At 70.4% G+C, this 15612-nt stretch carries 12 protein-coding genes; 7 read left to right on the top strand and 5 right to left on the bottom strand.

Translation table 11 applies throughout. The features are described 5' to 3' along the window. The first annotated feature begins 22 nt into the window (after window positions 1-22). Window positions 23-1252 (top strand): GNAT family N-acetyltransferase, encoded by a 1230-nt coding sequence (locus tag ACZ49J_RS01390; RefSeq protein WP_467455537.1) that lies wholly within the window; start codon window positions 23-25, stop codon window positions 1250-1252. A gap of 60 nt (window positions 1253-1312) precedes the next feature. Here ACZ49J_RS01390 and ACZ49J_RS01385 read toward each other — a convergent pair whose 3' ends face one another. Both ACZ49J_RS01385 and ACZ49J_RS01380 read right to left on the bottom strand, forming a co-directional pair. Continuing rightward, window positions 1313-2140: an Fpg/Nei family DNA glycosylase gene (locus tag ACZ49J_RS01385; protein WP_467455539.1), complete on the bottom strand. Its 828-nt coding sequence runs from the start codon at window positions 2138-2140 to the stop codon at window positions 1313-1315. A gap of 274 nt (window positions 2141-2414) precedes the next feature. Next, on the bottom strand, window positions 2415-2900 hold the full coding sequence (locus ACZ49J_RS01380; RefSeq protein ID WP_467455540.1) for a ribose-5-phosphate isomerase: 486 nt from the start codon (window positions 2898-2900) through the stop codon (window positions 2415-2417). Between the two features lie 340 nt (window positions 2901-3240). Between ACZ49J_RS01380 and ACZ49J_RS01375 the strand changes: the two genes are divergently transcribed. After that, window positions 3241-4776 (top strand): amino acid permease, encoded by a 1536-nt coding sequence (locus ACZ49J_RS01375; RefSeq protein ID WP_467455542.1) that lies wholly within the window; start codon window positions 3241-3243, stop codon window positions 4774-4776. A gap of 123 nt (window positions 4777-4899) precedes the next feature. Here the strand turns inward: ACZ49J_RS01375 and ACZ49J_RS01370 are convergent, their stop codons facing one another. Further along, window positions 4900-7218 (bottom strand): serine/threonine-protein kinase, encoded by a 2319-nt coding sequence (locus ACZ49J_RS01370; protein WP_467455543.1) that lies wholly within the window; start codon window positions 7216-7218, stop codon window positions 4900-4902. Between the two features lie 154 nt (window positions 7219-7372). On the opposite strand from ACZ49J_RS01370, the gene ACZ49J_RS01365 reads away from it, so the two are divergent. After that, window positions 7373-8134 carry a hypothetical protein gene (locus tag ACZ49J_RS01365; protein WP_467455544.1) on the top strand — a complete coding sequence of 254 codons (762 nt, stop codon included), beginning with the start codon at window positions 7373-7375 and terminating at the stop codon, window positions 8132-8134. Between the two features lie 238 nt (window positions 8135-8372). On the opposite strand, the gene ACZ49J_RS01360 is transcribed toward ACZ49J_RS01365, so the two are convergent. Beyond that, complete coding sequence (locus ACZ49J_RS01360; RefSeq protein WP_467455545.1) at window positions 8373-8957, bottom strand: biotin transporter BioY; 585 nt, start codon at window positions 8955-8957, stop codon at window positions 8373-8375. Between the two features lie 387 nt (window positions 8958-9344). Between ACZ49J_RS01360 and ACZ49J_RS01355 the strand changes: the two genes are divergently transcribed. The 3 genes from ACZ49J_RS01355 (at window position 9345) to ACZ49J_RS01345 (ending at window position 11937) form a co-directional block, all read left to right on the top strand. Then, window positions 9345-10739, top strand: a complete 1395-nt coding sequence (locus tag ACZ49J_RS01355; protein ID WP_467455547.1) for an amino acid permease — start codon at window positions 9345-9347, stop codon at window positions 10737-10739. A gap of 147 nt (window positions 10740-10886) precedes the next feature. After that, window positions 10887-11528, top strand: a complete 642-nt coding sequence (locus tag ACZ49J_RS01350) for a superoxide dismutase (RefSeq protein WP_467455548.1) — start codon at window positions 10887-10889, stop codon at window positions 11526-11528. 175 nt (window positions 11529-11703) lie between these two features. Further along, on the top strand, window positions 11704-11937 hold the full coding sequence (locus ACZ49J_RS01345) for a hypothetical protein (protein ID WP_467455550.1): 234 nt from the start codon (window positions 11704-11706) through the stop codon (window positions 11935-11937). Window positions 11938-12055: 118 nt separating this feature from the next. On the opposite strand, the gene ACZ49J_RS01340 is transcribed toward ACZ49J_RS01345, so the two are convergent. Next, window positions 12056-12718 (bottom strand): mycothiol-dependent nitroreductase Rv2466c family protein, encoded by a 663-nt coding sequence (locus ACZ49J_RS01340; RefSeq protein WP_467455551.1) that lies wholly within the window; start codon window positions 12716-12718, stop codon window positions 12056-12058. A gap of 136 nt (window positions 12719-12854) precedes the next feature. On the opposite strand from ACZ49J_RS01340, the gene pepN reads away from it, so the two are divergent. Then, window positions 12855-15431, top strand: a complete 2577-nt coding sequence (gene pepN, locus ACZ49J_RS01335; protein ID WP_467455552.1) for an aminopeptidase N — start codon at window positions 12855-12857, stop codon at window positions 15429-15431. Window positions 15432-15612: the final 181 nt, after the last annotated feature.

Below are 15612 nucleotides of genomic sequence, written 5' to 3'. Positions count from 1 at the left end.
ATTGTGCTGATAGGCATGGCGTATGGCGACTGACTTGCGGGTGCTGCGGAAGTCCGACTGGAACGTTTGGTACGGCAACCTCATCCGCGCCTTCGGCGGCGTGCCCGAGCCGGCCGAGGAACGCGAGTTGTGGGACGGCCTCACGGAGCACGACCGCTCCATCGGTGTCTGGGACGGCGACCAATGCGTGGGCACGGCGGGCGCGTTCACCTTCCGCGTCACCGTCCCGGGCGGCGCCCTGGTCCCGGCCGCGGGCATCACGATGGTGAGCGTCGCGGCCACGCACCGGCGGCGCGGACTGCTACGGGCCATGATGCGGCGGCAGTTGGACGACGTCCGCTCCTGGGGTGAGCCCCTCGCGGTGCTGACCGCCTCGGAGCCCGTCATCTACGGCCGGTTCGGTTACGGCGCGGCCACGCACCAGTACCACGTCGAGGTGGACACCACCCGCGTACGGCTGTCGGTGCCACCCGGCACCGACGACGTACACCTGCGGTACGCGCCGCCGGCCGAGGTCCTGGACGCGTGTGAGGCGGTGTACGCGCGGCGGGTGCCCGAGCGGCCGGGGATGCTGACGCGGCGGCCCGGCTGGGAGCGGCTGGGGCTGCTGGACCCGGAGAGCAGCCGGGACGGGCAGTCGCCGCTGCAGTGCGTGGTCGCCGAGAGAGGAGAGGAGGTCGTGGGCTATGCCCGCTTCCGCATCAAGGGCGACTGGGACCACTCCGGGGCACGGAACACCGTGCACCTGCGGGACTTGGAGGCCCTCGACCCGGCCGCGCACGCGGCCCTGTGGCGGTTCCTCTTCGACATCGACCTGACGTCGAAGGTCGTCGCGTACGGACGGCCGGTCGACGAGCCGTGGCTGCACATGGTGTCCGACATCCGGCGCTGCCAGGTACGGATGAGGGACTCCCTGTACGTACGGCTCGTGGACGTGGGCGCGGCGCTGGAGGCGCGGACGTACCAGGCGCCGGTGGACGTGGTGTTCGAGGTCGAGGACGCGTTCTGCCCCTGGAACGAGGGGCGTTGGCGGCTCACGGGTGACGCGAAGGGCGCGAGCTGCGTGCGGACGGACGACGCCGCTGATCTCACCCTGTCCGTACGGGAGTTGGGGGCGGCGTATCTGGGCGGGGTGAGCCTGGCGTCGCTGGCGGCGGCCGGGCGGGTGCGGGAGCTCAGGCAGGGTGCGCTGGCGGAGGCGTCGGTGGGCTTCTCGTCGGCTGTGGCGCCCTGGCTGCCGCACGGGTTCTGAGAGCGCGTTCACGGTACGGGGGCGGAGCGGCGCGCTCGCCTCTGGGTTCTGACGGTGCGTTCACCTCTGTTGGCAGGTGGGGCACCAGAAGAGGTTGCGGGCGGCGAGATCGGCGGTGCGGATCTCGCCGCCACAGATGTGACAGGGCAGGGTGGCCCTGCGGTACACGTACACCTCGCCGCCGTGGTCGTCGACGCGGGGCGGTCGGCCCATGGCCTCCGGGGTGTGTTCCGGGCGGACGGTGTCGATGCGGTTGTTGCGCACGCCCTCACGCATGAGCTCGACGAGGTCGGCCCAGATCGCCTTCCATTCCCGGGGGGTGACGTCCTTTCCGGGGCGGTACGGGTCGATGCCGTGCCGGAAGAGGACCTCGGCGCGGTAGACGTTGCCCACGCCCGCGATGACCTTCTGGTCCATGAGGAGGGCGGCGATCGTCGTACGGCTGCGGGAGATGCGGCGGTACGCGGCTGAGGGGTCGGCGTCCGGACGGAGGGGGTCGGGGCCGAGGCGGTCGTGTATGGCCTGCTTCTCGGCGTCGGTGATCAGCGCGCAGGCGGTGGGGCCGCGGAGGTCCACGTACGTCGTGTCGTTGGCGAGGCGGAGACGGACCGTGTCGGTGGGTGGGGGTGCCGGGGCGGGGCCGAAGGTGACCTTGCCGAAGAGGCCGAGGTGGATGTGGATCCAGTCGCCGCCATCCGCGATGTCCTCCGGGCCGAAGCGGAGGAAGAGGTGCTTGCCGTGGGCTTCGGCGGTGGTGAGTTCCGTGCCGGTGAGGAGGGCTGCGGCGTCGGTGAACTTGCCCTGGGGGCTGGTGACGCGGGTGGGTCCGCCGGTGAAGGCCCTGGCGTAGTCCTGGGCCAGGCGGTGGATGGTGTGTCCTTCCGGCACGGGGGCCTCCGGCGGTTCTGTGGGTGGCGTGTGCGGGGGCAGGAGCGTTTTTCTTCGCCCCCGCCGCCCCTACCCCGTCCCATCCCTGGGGGCTGCGCCCCCATGCCCCCCTCGGGGCTGGGGATGGGTGGGTTGGCTGCGGGTTGTGTGTGGCTGGTCGCGCTCACGCGGCGGAGCCGCATATCGGTACAGCCCCGCGCCCCTATGAGACGCGCAGGTCCCCGCGCCCCTGAAGGGAACGGTCCCGCGCCTCATTGGCCTGGTCGGCGTGTCCCTACTGCTGGGGGTGGTGGGGCGGGATCGGGGGGAGGTCGCCCGTGGTTTCGTAGGCCGACAGCATGTCGATCCGGCGGATGTGGCGTGCGTCACCAGAGAAAGGCGTGTGGAGGAAGGTCTCGACGAACTTCGTCGCCTCCTCCTGGGTGTGCATGCGCGCACCGACGGCGATGACGTTGGCGTCGTTGTGCTCGCGCCCCAGCGACGCGGTCTCCACGCTCCAGGCGAGGGCCGCGCGCACGCCCGTCACCTTGTTGGCCGCGATCTGCTCCCCGTTTCCGGAGCCGCCGATCACGATGCCGAGGGACCCCGGGTCGGCGGCCGTCCTCTCGGCGGCGCGGAGGCAGAAGGGCGGGTAGTCGTCCTGGGCGTCGTAGATGTGGGGCCCGCAGTCCACGGGCTCGTGCCCGGCGGCCCTGAGCCAGTCGACGAGGTGATTCTTCAGTTCGTAGCCGGCGTGATCGGAGCCGAGGTAGACGCGCATGGTCCGAGTGTGACACGCCTGTTTCGCCATGGCCCTCCGGGGGGCCTGGAGCGAAAAACCCAGGCAACACCATCAAACCTCAAGAAAACCTCAAGTAACGATCTGGATTCAAAGGTTCATGATTTCCTAGACCTCCGATTCACTGGACCGACTTGTTCAATTCCGGTTGTGGTCTGGCGCCCGCCACCGCGCAGGGACCTCACCGCCCCTGTGACCCGTTCTCACGGGAGTCATGGAGGGCCCCATCAGGGGGCAGGCGCCACGAGACGCAACACCACATCGCGCCAGACATCACGGGTGTTCTGGCCTTGTCCCACCAGCGGCGCAAAGGAAACTCCCCATGACTTCGCAGCCGACCACGAAAGCGACGGCCGGAAACGGCCCAGGCGACCACGGAGAGCCCGGCAGCGGCCTCCAGGCCGGACTCAAGAACCGACATCTGTCCATGATCGCCATCGGTGGCGTCATCGGTGCCGGCCTCTTCGTAGGGTCCAGCTCCGGTATCGCCACCGCGGGCCCCGGCATCCTGCTGTCCTACGCCCTCGTGGGGACGTTGGTCGTCCTCGTGATGCGGATGCTCGGCGAGATGTCGGCCGCCAATCCGACGTCCGGGTCCTTCTCCGCCCACGCGGACCGCGCGCTCGGGCGCTGGGCCGGGTTCTCGATCGGCTGGCTTTACTGGTTCTTCTGGGTCGTCGTGCTCGCCGTGGAGGCCACCGCCGGCGCCGAGATCCTCGAAGGGTGGATCCCGCAGGTACCGCAGTGGGGTTGGGCGCTCATCGTGATGGTGGTGCTGACCGCCACGAACCTGGTGTCGGTCGGCTCGTACGGAGAGTTCGAGTTCTGGTTCGCGGGGATCAAGGTCGTCGCGATCGCCGCGTTCATCGTCGTGGGCGGGCTCGCCGTCTTCGGGGTGCTGCCGGGCGTCGACTCCGACAAGGCCGGGTTGTCCAACCTCACCGACCACAGCGGCTTCCTGCCGAACGGACCGGGCGCGATCCTCGTCGGTGTCCTTCTCGTCGTCTTCTCCTTCATGGGCACCGAGATCGCCACCCTGGCGGCCGGCGAGTCGGAGAACCCGCAGCAGGCGGTCACCAAGGCCACCAACAGCATCATCTGGCGTATCGCCGTCTTCTACCTTGGCTCGATCTTCGTCGTGGTGACGCTGCTGCCGTGGAACGACCCGTCCATTGAAAAGGACGGGTCGTACGTCGCGGCACTGGACTCCCTGGGCATCGCGCACGCCGGCCAGATCATGAACTTCATCGTGCTGACGTCGGTGCTGTCCTGCCTCAACTCTGGTCTCTACACGGCCTCCCGGATGGCGTTCTCGCTCGGCTCGCGCGGTGACGCGCCGAAGGCGTTCGCCCGGACGAACGCGCGTGGCGTGCCGATGGCGGCGATCCTGTGCTCGGTCGTCTTCGGGTTCGTGGCGGTCTACTTCAACTACGCGTACCCGGACTCGGTCTTCCTCTTCCTCGTCAACTCCTCCGGCGCTGTGGCCCTGTTCGTCTGGCTGGTGATCTGCTTCTCGCAGCTGCGGATGCGGAAGATCATCCAGCGTGAGGCGCCGGAGAAGCTGGTCGTCCGGATGTGGCTGTACCCGTATCTGACCTGGGCGACGATCGCGTTGATCGTCTTCGTTCTGGGTTACATGCTGACCGACACCGAGCACGACAACCGCGAAATCCTCCTGCTGTCGCTGCTGGTGGCGGCCATCGTGGTCGGGATCTCGCTGGTCAAGGAGAAGCTGCGGGGCGGCGCCGGATCCGCGAAGCCGGAGGCCGCGGGGTCCGCGGAAGCCCCGGCACCCTCGGAGTCCTCGGCGAAGGTGGCGGACGCCAAGGCCGGGGCACCGGGCGGCGACGGGAGCTGAGCGGGGTGCGGCGCGACGACCGCGCCTGTCGTCGCGGCGACAGTTGTCGGGGTCCGGCAGTTCCGGCTGCCGGACCCCGTGGTGTCTCCGGGCGCACAGACGCGCGCCCAGGTGGTGTACGAGTCACAGGGGCGTGAAACTGTCCCGCACGCGCTCGTACGTCGGCAGGGCGCGCTCCTCGATGTCCGGGGCGTACCAGGTGCTGATCTCGTAGGACGTGCCGCCCGAGCGGAAGCCGAGCAGCCGGACGTGCCAGGGCAGGCCCCTGGCCGTGACCGTGTACTCCCACACGACGGCGGGCGCGCCGCGGAACGTTGTCTCCTCCAGGCGGATCCTGCGGTAGTCGAGACCCTTGCTGGTGTCCTGTTCCTCCTTGTCCCGCCACTGCCTCAACAGGTCGCCCTGGGCGGGGGAGGCGTTGGCCAGGATCTCCTGCCGGCGGTCGGGCGAGGTGTAGTGCACCTCGGCGCCGCTCTGCGCCACCCGCTGCCAGCCCTGGGGCGGGACCCACGCGTACAGCCCGGCCTCGCGCTCGGCCCCCGCCGGGACGCTGGGCGGGCGCGAGGTGCCGGCGACGGTGGGCGGCGGGGAGGAGGAGTCACGGTCGGGGTCCTGGTCGGGGTCCCGGTCCCGGTCCCGGTCGAGGTCGCCGGTGGGGCCGGAGGTGACCGCCGACGGTGCCGTGGGGGATGTCCCCTTGCCGTCCGGTGGACCACCGTCCGGCGACCCGCCGACCGCCGGGATGACGAGCGCGGCGACGGCTCCGGCAACGGCCACGCCCATGGCTGCCACGATGCCGGTGCGGCGCCTGCTCCACCGCGTAGGGGGCGGGCGGACGGGACGGCCCTCTCCGGCTTCGGCCTCGGCTTCGGCTTCGACTCCGGCTTCGACTTCGGCTTCGGCTTCGGCTTCGGCTTCCGGTGCGGGTGCGGTCCCGGTCGGTGAGGACGTGGGCTCGGGTCGTTCCGCCTGGACGCCGCTCGCCCAGAGGCCGGGGCCCGGTCGGGCGCCCTCGGAGGGGAGTTCGGGGGTGCTCTCGGAGGGTGCCTCGGAGGAGGCGTTCCCGACGACGGGGAGCGCCGGTGGGGGTTCGGGGCCCGCGGGCCGTTGGGTGGTGGGGGGCGCGGTCTTCTCCGGGGCGGGTGGGTTCCGCAGGGTGGGGGTACGCCGTACGCCTCCGGCATCGTCCGCGGGCGCCGGCGCGGGCTCCGGTGCGGTGCCCGGGTAGTCGGGAGGGTCCGGGCGCGGGTCCGGTGGTGGCGTTCGCCGCGACGGTGCCCCCGACGCGCCCGCATCCGGCCCATGAGGCCCGTGAACCCTGTGAACCCTGTGAGGCCCGTGAAGCCCGTGAGGCTCACCCGCGTCCGGCTCCGCCGGGGCCTTCGGCCAGGTCACGTCCGCCCCGGCCCCCGTGCGATGACCCTCCAGTCCTCCGGCCGCTCGCTCGGACTCCCCGGCCCCCGCCTCTACGGCCTCGTGCGCCGCCTCATCGACTCCGGCCGCGCCCACGCCGCCCGCGCCCGTGCCGGACGGGGAGGTGTCAGCCCCAGCGCTCTGAGCGACCGCCCCGCCCACCTCGGTCAGAGCCTCGTCGGTTCCGACCTCCGCGACCCGCCCCAGAACCCGCGCGACCTCGTCCAGCTCCGGCCGCGCCCCGGGGTCCTTGTCCAGCAGGGCGGCCAGAATCCCGCGCAACTCCCCCGCGCCGGACGGGATGTCCGGCTCCTCGTAGAGGACGGCGTGCAGCGTGGCGTAGGTCGTGGCGCGGGAGAACGGGGAGTGACCGCCGAGGGCCGCGCACAGGGTCGCGCCGAGGGACCACAGGTCGGAGGGAGGGCCCTGGGGGCGGCCGGAGACACGTTCGGGTGCCATGTAGTCGGGGGAGCCGACGAGCATCCCCGCCATCGTCAGCGCCTCGGCGTCCTGGATGGCGGCGATGCCGAAGTCGGTGAGGACCACCCGGTGGCGGCCGGCGTGCTCGACGAGGACATTGGCCGGCTTGATGTCCCGGTGCAGGACTCCCCCGGCGTGCACCTGGCCCAGCGCCGCGAGCAGTTCGAGGCCGATCCGCGCCGTCTCCCGTACGTCCAGCGGGCCGCCCTCGACGAGGATCCGCTCAAGGGAACGGCCGTCGACGAGTTCCATCACGATCCACAGCCGCTCGCCCTCGTCCACGACGTCGTAGATCCGCACGACGTTGGGGTGGTCGATGCGCGCTGTCGCCCTGGCCTCGCGCAGGGTTCGCTGCCTGCGGGTCCGGGTGTCCTCCGGGTCGAGGCCGTCGATGCGCATTTCCTTGACGGCCACCTGCCGGTCGAGCATGTCGTCGGCGGCTCGCCACACCCGCCCCATTCCTCCTTGGCCAATGCTTTCGATGAGCCGATAGCGCCCCGTCACCAGTAATCCCGGAACACCGCCCCGCGTAATTCCCGGCACCCCCATGCCCCCCCTTCACCTTCCGCCACAGAAGGACCGCGAAGTAGCGCGTTCGGTCACAACTTCGTGCCACACCAGCATAGTGCGGAGAAATCTTGTGGTACCTCTTCAGGGACCGCGAATTCAGGGCGCGGCCAAGGGGGACACAAGGGGGACGAACATGAGTTCTCGTCGCATGACGGCCATCGCGGGATCGCTGCTCACTGCATCTTTCTCGGCAGTGATGATCTTCGCCTGCAACGCCACCGCCGATGACGAGGGAGGCATGAGCGGCAAGGGGGGAAAGCCCGTCGACGCGGCACCGGCGGGCGTGAAACTGGCGACGCTGCTGCCCGAGAAGATCTCGGTCGACAACAGCTCGAAGAAAACGGCCATTACCGCAGTCGCGAAGAATGGAGGAAGCAAGGACAGCGGCAAAATCCGACTGCTCGTGGTCGGTTTTGACGGACTCACCGTGAAGGGCGTCAAGGGGTGCTCGGAAATCCCCAAGAATGATCTGCCGGAGGGGTCGAACAGTGGTTTCAGCTGCGCCATCGACAATCTCGCGGCCGGCAAGTCGGTGTCGTACGACGTCGACGCGACCTTCGACGTGAAGAAGCAGGGGAAGATCTGCCTCCCCGTCCAGACCGCCGATGGCGCGAAGACGTACTGGCAGCAGGGCCCGGTCCCGTTCGGCTCGAACAACCCCTCTCCGAACGCTCCGACGACTCCGCTGCTGCTCGGCACCGACAACAGCCCGGTCACCCCGGGCGGTGACAGCCCGGGCGCCGACCGTCCGGGCGGCGGTCCGGCGGAGCTGCCCAAGACGGGGCCGGCCGACCGGGTGCTGCCGCTCGGCGCGGCCGGCGCGGCGCTGATCTCGGCGGGGGCGGCCGGCCTGTGGTGGACCCATCGCCGGCCCGGGTCGCGACAGCGGCCGTAGGGAGTCGGTGGACGGCACCTGCGTCCGAGGCGCGTCCCCACGGCCCCACCGCGGGGGCGTCGCCGTGCCGGATGGGCGGCCGCCACGAAAAGGGCCCTGCCGCGCTGTGCGGCAGGGCCCTTCGGGCGGACGGTCCGGTCACCTGCGGTCCGGACCGGACCGGATCGCCTCGGACCGGATCGCCTCGGACCGGACCGCCTCGGACCGGACCGGACCGTCTCGGACCGGACCGGGCCGGTCACTTGCGGTCGACGAACTTCCACGCCGTGGGCAGCACGCCCATCGCCAGCGCGGCCTTCAGTGCGTCGCCGATCAGGAACGGGGTGAGGCCGGCCGCGATGGCGGCGGTCAGCGACATGTCCCGGGCGAGGGCCAGGTAGGGCACACCGATCGCGTAGATGATCACCTCGCCGACGAGCATGGTGCCCGCCATGCGCGGCACCGAGCGGTCTCCGCCGCGCCGTGCCAGCGCGCCCACGACGGTGGCGGCCAGCAGCATGCCGAGGATGTAGCCGAAGGACGGCGCGGCGTAACCCGAGGTGCCGCTCGCGAACCAGGGCACCCCGGCCATACCGGCCAGCGCGTACAGCGCGAGCGACAGGAACCCGCGGCCCGCGCCCAGCGCCGTACCCACCAGCAGGGCCGCGAACGTCTGCCCGGTCACCGGCACCGGGGAACCCGGCACGGGCACCGATATCTGGGCGGCGAGGCCGGTGAGCGCCGCGCCACCGAGCACGAGCGCGATGTCGCGGACGCGGGTGGCCGGCAGCAGATCGGCGAGGACTGCACCGGGACGGGCGGTGGTTGCGGCGGCGGTGCTCATGACGAGGCTCACTCCGGCGGGGAGACGGCTGGGGACAGGGTGACGCTAACCCAGGGCGATGGAGCCGGACACCGTCGGCGCTCGACAAAGGGTGGAGCGTGCACTTGATCAACTCCCCACAAAAGATGCCGCGTACACCCGTGTTGAGGTGACGCTGGTCACTGAGGTGGGGAGGCTGCGACGCGGAGGGCGGGGCGGAGCGGAACTGTAGGGTCTCGCCAAAGAGGCGTGACGGCCACAGCGTCCGCTCACCCATCCGCTCGCGTAACCGCACCCGGACACTGCGCACCGGACGCGTCCACAGTGTGGGCACTCGCTCTCGGGGCAGGAGGAAGCTCCCACACTGTGGACGTTTTGCCCACCGCACGTAAGGGACGAGCCGCTCCCATGCCCCGTACCACCCAGGACGCCGCGCCGGAGACCCCGGCCGCGGACGCCTCCCTCTCGCACGGCCTCAAACAGCGCCACCTGTCGATGATCGCCCTGGGCGGGGTGATCGGCGCGGGCCTCTTCGTCGGCTCCGGGGCGGGTATCGCCGCCGCCGGACCCTCGATCGTCGTCGCCTACACGCTCTCCGGTCTGCTCGTCATGCTGGTGATGCGGATGCTCGGCGAGATGTCGGCGGCGTACCCGTCGTCCGGCTCCTTCTCGGCGCACGCCGAGCGCGCCCTCGGCCCGTGGGCGGGATTCACCGCGGGCTGGGCCTTCTGGGTGCTGCTCTGCACGGCCGTCGGCCTGGAGGGCATCGGCGCCGCGAAGATCGTGACCGGCTGGCTGCCCGACACGCCCGAGTGGGGGTGGGTGGCGCTGTTCATGCTGGTGTTCCTCGTCACGAACCTGGCAGCGGTGAAGAACTTCGGCGAGTTCGAGTTCTGGTTCGCCGCGCTGAAGGTCGGTGCGATCGCGCTGTTCCTGGTCCTCGGCGTGCTGGCCATCGCCGGGGTCCTGCCGGGCACCGACTCCCCCGGCCTCACCCACCTCACCGGCGAGGGCGGTTTCCTGCCGAACGGCGGCGAGGGGCTCGTCATCGGCCTGCTCGCCTCGGTGTTCGCGTACGGCGGCCTGGAGACGGTCACCATCGCGGCGGCCGAGTCGGAGGACCCGGTCCGGGGCGTGGCCGGCGCGGTCCGTACGGCGATGTGGCGTATCGCGCTCTTCTACATCGGCTCGATGGCGGTCGTCGTCACCCTGGTCCCGTGGAACGCCAAGGCCGTCGTCGACAAGGGGCCGTACGTCGCCGCCCTCGAACACATCGGCATCCCGGGCGCCGCCCAGCTGATGAACGTGGTGGTGCTCGTGGCCCTGCTGTCGGCCATGAACGCCAACATCTACGGCTCGTCGCGCATCGCGTACTCGCTGGTGGCGCGGGGTCAGGGCCCGAAAGTGCTGGCGCGGGTCTCCGGCGGCGTCCCGCGGGTCGCGGTCCTGGCCTCCTGCGTGTTCGGTTTCGTCTGCGTGGGCCTGAGCTACTGGCGGCCGGACGACGTCTTCCCCTGGCTGCTGAACATGATCGGCGCCGTGATCCTGGTCGTCTGGGTCTTCATCGCGGTCTCGCAGCTGCTGCTCCGCCGCCGGCTGGAGCGGGACACACCCGAGCGGCTGGTCGTACGGATGTGGGCGTTCCCGGTCCTGACGTGGGTCGCGCTCGCGGGGATGGTGGCGATCTTCGTGCTGATGGCCCGGGAGCCGGACACGCGGGTGCAGTTGTACGCGACGGGCGGGATGACACTGGCACTGGCGGGTGTCGGGTACGCCTGGCAGAGGGCGCGCGCCGGGAGCTGACCCCCTGACAGCACAGGGCCCTCGCACGGAGGACGGACGGTTTCGTGCGAGGGCCCTTTCGCATGCCGTAGGCACGCCTCCCCACTCTCTTGCTGCTAGCTTGTTCTTGCAAGCTCTTTGCAATACGAGGTCGGAGGGGACCCACCCATGCCCGTCTACACGCTGCCTGAACTGCCGTACGACTACTCCGCGCTCGCGCCTGTGATCAGCCCCGAGATCATCGAGCTGCACCACGACAAGCACCACGCGGCGTACGTGAAGGGCGCCAACGACACGCTGGAGCAGCTCGCGGAGGCGCGGGACAAGGAGGCGTGGGGCTCCGTGAGCGGGCTGGAGAAGAACCTGGCCTTCCACCTCTCCGGGCACATCCTGCACTCGATCTACTGGCACAACATGACCGGTGACGGTGGTGGTGAGCCGCTGTCGGTGGACGGCGTGGGCGAGCTGGCCGACGCGATCAACGAGTCCTTCGGCTCGTTCGCGGGCTTCAAGGCACAGCTGTCGAAGGCGGCGGCCACGACGCAGGGCTCCGGCTGGGGTGTGCTGGCGTACGAGCCGCTGAGCGGGCGGCTGATCGTCGAGCAGGTCTACGACCACCAGGGCAACGTCGGCCAGGGCGCGACGCCGATCCTCGTCTTCGACGCCTGGGAGCACGCGTTCTACCTGCAGTACAGGAACCAGAAGGCCGACTTCATCGAGGCCATGTGGCAGGTCGTCAACTGGCAGGACGTGGCGCGGCGTTACGAAGCGGCCAAGTCGCGTACGGACGTGTCGCTGCTGGCGCCCTGAGAAGGATGTGAAACGTCCTGCTCGTGATCGTCTTCTCACCGTTCACCGGGCAGGCGGCTGAAGGGGGGACCCCCGCGAGGACGTGACTCGCGGGGGTGCTCCGGTTTTCTCCTATTCGGGCGATTTCCGCTTCCGGGACCTTCCGGTACGGCGGGCTCCGGGTCATCGTTACGGGATGCCCGCAGCGAAGCGCCTGACCTGCCAGACGTGCCGGTCCGAGGAGACCCACGAGCCGCTGACCCCGAGCCAGAGGGAGTGGCTCCAGGGTCAGCTCGGCAATCCGATCAGCGACAACTACTACAAGTGCGTGAATGTCCGGGCGGACGGCAAGGTGTGCCTCAACCTTCGAACGCACGGTCACGAAAGGCATTTCCGGCTGACGAAACGGCTGCCGGACGATCTTGAGTGACGGTTCCCTCCGGGGGTCGGGCGGGTCTCGTCTGCCGGGTTCCTGCCGGTGGGCTGCTGCCGGTCCGTGGTAGCTGGTCACGCGGTTCCCCGCGCTCCTTCAAGGGGCGCGCCGGAGGCTACAGGTTGCTGAAGTCCGGGCCCTTCGTGCGTGTGCGCTTGATCTCGTAGAAGCCCGGGATCGAGGCGACCATGAGGGTGCCGTCCCAGAGCTTCGCGGCCTCCTCGCCCTTGGGGGCCGGGGTGACGACCGGGCCGAAGAAGGCGATCTGCCCGCCGTCGGCGCCGGGGACCGCGATGACCGGGGTGCCGACCTCCTGGCCGACCTTCTCGATGCCCTCGTTGTGGGAGGCGCGCAGCTGCGGCTCGTAGGGCGTGGAGTCCCAGTGGTCCATCAGGGAGTCGGGCAGGCCCACGTCCTTCAGGGCCTTGGCCACGACCTCCTTCTCGGCGCCCTCGCCCTGGTTGTGGAAGCGGGTGCCGAGCGCGGTGTAGAGGTCGCCGAGCACCTCGGCGCCGTGCTCCTCCTGTGCGGCGATGACCACCCGCACCGGGCCCCACGCCTTGGTCTCCAGCAGTTCGCGGTACTGCTCGGGAAGCTCGTCCAGCTTGTCCTCGTTGAGGACCGCGAGGCTCATCAGGTGCCAGCGGACCTCGATGTCCCGGACCTTCTCGACCTCCAGGACCCACCGTGAGGTCATCCAGGCCCACGGGCACAGCGGGTCGAACCAGAAGTCGACGGGGGTTTTGCCGGAGGTCGAGGCGGGGGACTGCTCGGGCATGGCTCTCCTAAGAAGGCGTACCAAGAAGGCGGTCGTTTCCCCTGCCAACACCGGCGCACGCCCGCGCCATTCCCCCACCGCATGACAGGATCGCCCCTGTCCGCATGCCGAACACCACCCCTAGGGAGTGCCGCCCGTGCCCGGTGAGAATCTGTCCCGCGACGAGGCCCAGGAGCGGGCCGCGCTGCTGTCCGTCGAGGGGTACGAGGTGTCGCTGGACCTGAGGTCCGCCGTCGGCGACCCAGGCGGTGAGCCGCGCACGTTCCGCTCGGTCACCACCATCCGCTTCCGCTGCTCCGACCCGGGCGCCACCAGCTTCGCCGACCTGGTCGCGCCGAGTGTGACGGCGCTCTCCCTCAACGGCAGGGACCTGGACCCGAGCGAGGTCTTCGACGGATCGAGGATCGTCCTCGACGACCTCGCCGCCGACAACGAACTCGTCGTCGACGCCCAGTGCGCCTACTCCCGCACCGGCGAGGGGCTGCACCGCTTCGTCGACCCCGAGGACGGCGAGGTCTACCTCTACACGCAGTACGAGCCGGCCGACGCCCGCCGCGTCTTCGCGGGCTTCGAGCAGCCCGACCTGAAGGCGCCCTTCCGTTTCGAGGTGCGGGCGCCGGAGGGCTGGACCGTCTGGAGCAACGGGGCCGGCGAGCAGCACGACGGGGTGTGGCGGTTCGCGGAGACCAAGCCGATCTCGACGTACATCACCGCGGTCGTGGCGGGCCCCTACCACTACGTGACGGACACCTACGAGCGGACCTTCGAGGACGGTACGCGGCTTCGGATCCCCCTCGGCGCGATGTGCCGCAAGGGTCTCGCCCCCTACTTCGACTCCGACGACGTCTTCCTCGTCACCAAGCAGGGCCTGGACTTCTTCCACGACCACTTCGACTACCCGTACCCCTTCGGGAAGTACGACCAGGCCTTCGTGCCCGAGTACAACCTCGGCGCGATGGAGAACCCGGGGCTCGTCACCTTCCGCGAGGAGTTCATCTTCCGGGGCAAGGTGACGCGGGCGTCGTACGAGCGGCGCGCGAACGTCGTCCTGCACGAGATGGCGCACATGTGGTTCGGCGACCTGGTGACCATGGTGTGGTGGGACGACCTGTGGCTCAAGGAGTCCTTCGCGGACTTCATGGGCACCTTCTCGATGGTCGAGGCGACCCGGTTCACCGACGGTTGGATCACCTTCGCCAACAACCGCAAGGCGTGGGCGTACCGCGCCGACCAGCTGCCCTCCACCCACCCCATCACGGCGGACATCCGCGACCTGGAGGACGCCAAGCTCAACTTCGACGGCATCACGTACGCCAAGGGCGCCTCCGTGCTGAAGCAACTGGTGGCGTACGTCGGCCGGGACGCGTTCCTGGAGGGCGCGCGGCGGTACTTCAAGCGGAACGCGTACGGCAACACGCGCCTCGGTGACCTGCTGTCGGTGCTGGAGGAGACGTCCGGGCGCGACATGGCCGCCTGGTCGCGGGCGTGGCTGCAGACCGCCGGGGTCAACTCGCTCACGCCGCAGGTGCTGCTGGACGGTGAGGGCCGGGTCGACGAGCTGGCCATCGTGCAGGAGGCGCCGGAGTCGCATCCCGAGGTGCGGCCGCACCGGGTGGCAGTCGGCCTGTACCGGCGGGCGGCCGGGGGCGCGGTGGAGCGGTACGCGCGCGCCGAGGTGGACGTCGACGGGCCGCGCACGGTCGTGGGCGAGCTGGCGGGCGCACAGGCACCGGAGCTGGTGCTGGTCAACGACGAGGACCTCACGTACTGCAAGATCCGCTTCGACGAGAACTCGCTGGCGACCCTGCGCGCCCACCTCGGCGACATCACGGACCCCCTGGCGCGGGCCCTGTGCTGGTCGGCGCTGTGGAACCTGACGCGGGACGCGATCCTGCCCGCGCGGGACTTCGTGGGCCTGGTGCTGCGGTTCGCGGGGCGGGAGTCCGACATCGGCGTGCTGCAGATGCTGCACGCCTGGGCGAACTCGGCGCTCACGTACTACGCGGCACCCGAGTGGCGCGAGGAGGGCGGCCGGCTGCTCGCGGAGGGGGCCGTACGGGAGCTGCGGCAGGCCGAGCCCGGCAGTCAGCACCAGCTGGCCTGGGCCCGTTTCGTCGCCGCCGTCGCGTCGGGCCCGGCCGAACTGCAGTTGCTGCGGGACCTGTTGGAGGACACGGTCAAGATCGACGGGCTGGAGGTGGACCAGGAACTGCGCTGGGCGTTCCTGGAGCCGCTGGCCGCGCACGGCGTGGCCGACGAGTCCGTGCTCGCGGCCGAACTGGCCCGCGACAACACGGCGTCGGGCAAGCGGCACCAGGTCCGCTGTCTCGCCGCCCGCCCCTCGGCCGCCGTGAAGGCCCAGGCGTGGGCGTCGGTGGTGGAGTCGGACACGCTGTCCAACGCCCTGGTCGAGGCGACGATCGCGGGCTTCGCCCAGCCCTCCCAGAGGGAGCTGACGGCGCCGTACACGGAGAAGTACTTCGCGGCGATCGAACGGGTGTGGGCGGACCGCTCGATCCAGATCGGTATGGACGTGGTGAGGGGTCTGTTCCCGTCGGCGCAGGACTCCCCCGCCACGCTGGACGCCACCGACGCCTGGCTGTCGGCGCACGAGGACGCCCCGCCGGCGCTGCGCAGGCTCGTCCTGGAGGCGCGGGACGACCTGGCGCGGACGCTGCGGGGGCAGGCGTGTGACGCGGCGGCGGCGAAGTAGCCGCCGGCGAACCGTGCCGAAGCGGCCGCCGGCCGTGAAGTAGCCGTCGGCGAACCGCACTTGGGCGGGGGCACCGCAGGTTGACGCGGTGCCCCCGTCGTGCGGTTACGAAATTCAGGTATTCGGAGCCGTAACCTTTTCCGTTCCCCGTCCGGACCAGCGACTCTCGGCACTCGAACGC

It is taken from the genome of Streptomyces sp. NPDC030840 (genome assembly GCF_055572015.1).
Note: the sequence above shows the minus strand (reverse complement) of the source record. Positions and strands in the feature narration are given on the sequence as shown.